The sequence below is a fragment of the Vulcanococcus sp. DEBay_Sum22DG08_74 genome (genome assembly GCF_017852955.1).
Taxonomy (GTDB): Bacteria; Cyanobacteriota; Cyanobacteriia; order PCC-6307; family Cyanobiaceae; genus Vulcanococcus.
Window position 1 is genome coordinate 1 of sequence record NZ_JAFMKL010000173.1, and the last position, 2,607, is coordinate 2,607.

4 protein-coding genes and 1 tRNA gene are annotated in these 2,607 nt (G+C 62.1%); 3 read left to right on the forward strand and 2 right to left on the reverse strand.

The window, feature by feature from the left end; translation table 11 throughout:
* Positions 1 to 181 precede the first annotated feature (181 nt).
* From QZ184_RS11340 to gatC, 3 genes are read left to right on the forward strand one after another with little or no spacing between them, the layout of a single operon-like run.
* On the forward strand, positions 182 to 319 hold the full coding sequence (locus tag QZ184_RS11340) for a hypothetical protein (protein ID WP_247476292.1): 138 nt from the start codon (positions 182 to 184) through the stop codon (positions 317 to 319).
* Between the two features lie 47 nt (positions 320 to 366).
* Positions 367 to 1,143, forward strand: a complete 777-nt coding sequence (locus QZ184_RS11345; protein ID WP_296416458.1) for a creatininase family protein — start codon at positions 367 to 369, stop codon at positions 1,141 to 1,143.
* Positions 1,144 to 1,152: 9 nt separating this feature from the next.
* Positions 1,153 to 1,446 (forward strand): Asp-tRNA(Asn)/Glu-tRNA(Gln) amidotransferase subunit GatC, encoded by a 294-nt coding sequence (gatC, locus tag QZ184_RS11350; protein WP_010314539.1) that lies wholly within the window; start codon positions 1,153 to 1,155, stop codon positions 1,444 to 1,446.
* Positions 1,447 to 1,449: 3 nt separating this feature from the next.
* Here gatC and crtR read toward each other — a convergent pair whose 3' ends face one another.
* The gene (crtR, locus tag QZ184_RS11355; protein ID WP_296416457.1) at positions 1,450 to 2,475 is read right to left on the reverse strand and encodes a beta-carotene hydroxylase; all 1,026 of its coding nucleotides are present in this window, start codon (positions 2,473 to 2,475) and stop codon (positions 1,450 to 1,452) included.
* 47 nt (positions 2,476 to 2,522) lie between these two features.
* Positions 2,523 to 2,604: transfer RNA gene (locus tag QZ184_RS11360), tRNA-Leu, on the reverse strand.
* Positions 2,605 to 2,607 lie beyond the last annotated feature (3 nt).

Sequence of the window (2,607 nt, forward strand, 5' to 3'; positions counted from 1 at the left end):
AGCAGGCAACCGATGAGGTCGGGGGCGACCAGCTCGGCGGGGCGGGCGAAAAAGGCTTGGGGGAGCGCTGGAGGTTGCTTCGGCATCGCCACCACCAAGCAGGCAGGTCACAGTTAACCGACCCAGCGCTGCGCGCGAAAGCCGCGGACGCCAGAATCAGCCCATCGGCTCAGCCCCGGCGATGCACACCGAAGGATTCACCCTGGCAACGGTCTTGATTGGCGGCAGCGGGCTGTTTGTCTTGGCCACCTTGTTCTTCGGAACCAAGGGCGGCTACTACGACACGGACAAGTACGACGGCAACGGCACCGCGCACTGACGCGGCCGAGATCTAGGGATACTGAAGCGATCTCACGCCTCACCCCCGTGACTGCTCACTGCACCGAAGACATCCGACTGCAGCTGCGGAGCTGGCCTGAAGTGGAGGCCTATCTGACCCAGAACAAAGGGGTGATCATTCCCCTGGGCTCCACCGAGCAGCACGGACCCACCGGAGCCATCGGCACCGACGCCCTCACCGCCGAAGCCGTGGCCCTAGAGGTCGGCCGGCGCCTAGGAGTCCTGGTCACCCCGGCCCAGGCCTTCGGCATGGCGGAGCACCATCTGGGCTTTGCTGGGACCATGAGCCTGCAGCCCTCCACCCTGCTGGCGGTGCTGCATGACCTGATCCTCTCCTTGGCCCGCCACGGGTTTGAGCGGATCTACGTGATCAATGGCCATGGCGGAAACATCGCCACCTGCAAGGCAGCCTTTGCCCAGGCCTACGGCACCGCTGCCGCCCGCGGACTGCCCAATGCCGCTCAACTGCGCTGCAAGCTGGCCAACTGGTTCATGACCTCAGAGGCCATGGGCCTGGCCCGAGAGCTCTACGGGGACAAGGAAGGACACCACGCCACCCCCAGTGAAATCGCCATCACCCTGGCGCTCGAGCCCAGCCTGGAGAGCAAGCAACAACCGTTGCCCGACCCAGCACCCGCCGGACCGATTCACAGCCCCGAGGACTTCCGCCGCCGCCACCCCGATGGCCGCATGGGCTCCCATCCCTCCTTGGCCACTGCCGAGGATGGCCGCCGCTTTTTGGACGTGGCCGCGACGGGGCTCGTGGCTGATCTGGAGCGCTTTTTAAGCGAGTCGGCCAGCTAGGTTCACCCCATGAGCAACATCAGCGCCGACGACGTCCGCAAGGTGGCCAAGCTGGCTCGCCTCGATCTGCCCGAAGACAAGATCGCGACCTACACCGGTCAGCTCGAGCGGATTCTCGATTACGTCGACCACCTGCAGGCCGTCGATACCGATGGCGTTCCCGCCACCACCCGGGCTGTCGAAGTGGTCAACGTGACGCGCGAAGACACCGTTGTTGCGACCGACGTGCGGGAGCAACTGCTCAACGAAGCACCTCTGCGCGAAGGCGACTTCTTCAGGGTTCCCAAAATCCTGGCTGAGTGAATCTCAGCGCCTGGGCGAGACAGCCGTGCGGTGGAGCAGAGCCACCACGTGGCGCCTTGCCCTGAAGGACGGCAACAGTCCTGCAATCGGACGAAGTTTGCTGCGGCGGCGGCGGTGACTGCGCACGCCCAGAACGATGTCGTAGAGGAAGTTCGTTAAATCGCTCTTGGTTTCAAACAAACCGAGGCGCTGAGGCGAGCCCTTGGCATCCAGGATTGGCTTGGTGGCGTGATAAGCCGGCCGATACTCAAACCAGGGAATGGAAGGCCATAGGTGATGAACCAAGTGATAGTTCTGACCCATGATCAGCCAATTCATTAAACGCCCCGGATAGACCCTGGCGTTGTGCCAACGGTTGCGGGACGAGAAGGGGCGGTGAGGCAGGTAATCAAAGAACAAGCCCAGGGTCACCCCGACCATCAGGGCTGGCGCGAACCAGACATTGAAGATGAAATCAATGAAGCCATATTTGATCCCAGCTAGCACAATCGCGAAGAAGATTCCCCGGGCAATCCCCCACTCAAGAAGCTCATGTCCGCGCCAAAGCTTGCGCTGGAAAAAGAAGTACTCGTGATAGAAAAAACGGGGCGCAATCAGCCAAAGCGGACCGAAGGTGCTGACGATGTGATCCGGATCATTCTTCGGATCATTCACATGGGCGTGGTGCTGCAAATGCACCCGGGTGAAGACCGGAAAGCTGAAGCCCAACAGCAACGCCGCCCCATGCCCCATGAAGGCATTCCAGAAGCGACTGGGGTGCGCCGCGTTGTGGCAAGCGTCGTGAATGACCGTCCCTTCGAGATGCAGGGCGAGAAAACCCGTGGCCAGAAGCACAGGCAGGGGCCAACCCCAGAGGAACCAGCCCGCGATGCTCAACGCCGCAAGGGCATATCCCCCGAGGAACAGACCCACCGTTGGGTTCCAGGGCGCCGGGGGATCGAGGTATTCCCGAGGCACTGCGCTGACGGAAGCACGCACCTCTTGGCGTCCAAGCTCTTGCAACTCAGATGGGGCCAAGGTTTGCGTCATTCCTACTGAATAAGGGCCAGCTTAGAAAAACCGACCTCTCGAACGGATGCCCACCGGGGGACTTGAACCCCCACGACCGAAGCCACTGGTACCTAAAACCAGCGCGTCTACCAATTCCGCCAGGTGGGCAGG